The sequence below is a fragment of the Mesorhizobium vachelliae genome (assembly GCF_033977325.1).
In the GTDB taxonomy this organism is placed as follows: domain Bacteria; phylum Pseudomonadota; class Alphaproteobacteria; order Rhizobiales; family Rhizobiaceae; genus Mesorhizobium; species Mesorhizobium vachelliae.
This window is the reverse complement of the sequence record NZ_JAVIIR010000081.1, coordinates 1-575: the sequence shown is the minus strand read 5'-3', so window position 1 is coordinate 575 and position 575 is coordinate 1. Positions and strand designations below refer to the sequence as shown.

Below are 575 nucleotides of genomic sequence, written 5' to 3'. Positions count from 1 at the left end.
GTGGCGGCCTGGCCTCCACGCCGGATGGGTTTCGACCATGCGACGGGGCGGAGGTGTGTGAGCTTTCGGTGACGCCATCTCTGCGCCGCGATCCGGCATCGGAACGCGAAGCAATCGCTTGCCGTCCTTCCCCATGAGACCGCTGCTCGCTTCCAAGACGGATGTTGGTTTCTACGCCATCGTCGGCACGTCGCTCTCCTGGCCCTGCGTTCCTATCGGACGTGGTTTGTCGATGCGACAGGACCGGAGCGTAAGAACTTTCGCTTGCATGATCACCGCGTTCCGGCTCACCGTCAGAACGCAGCGCGCTTTCTTCCTGGCTTTCTTCCTGGCCTTCTTCACCTTCTCGCGCCAAAGGAAAACGGCGCCGCGCCATGCCCGTTCCGCGCAATGCGGAAGCGAAAAGTCGTGGTTGACCAACGGGGACGCGCGCGGACCGGTCCTGCGGGGTATCGTCACCGCGGCCTGCGACGCGGCTGGAGGAAGCTTCGCTAGCCTGCGGCTCGCGGTGCGTCCGCTCGACAATCGAGTTGAACGCGTTTCCACCTTCTGCCGCGGCGTGACCTGATGCGGCG

General features: G+C 64.3%; 1 protein-coding gene. It reads left to right on the top strand.

All coding sequences use genetic code 11. The features are described from left to right. Positions 1-268: 268 nt before the first annotated feature. A complete protein-coding gene (locus RFM41_RS34120; RefSeq protein WP_320253526.1) occupies positions 269-568 on the top strand; it encodes a hypothetical protein in 300 nt (99 codons plus the stop codon). The last annotated feature ends 7 nt before the right edge of the window (positions 569-575 follow it).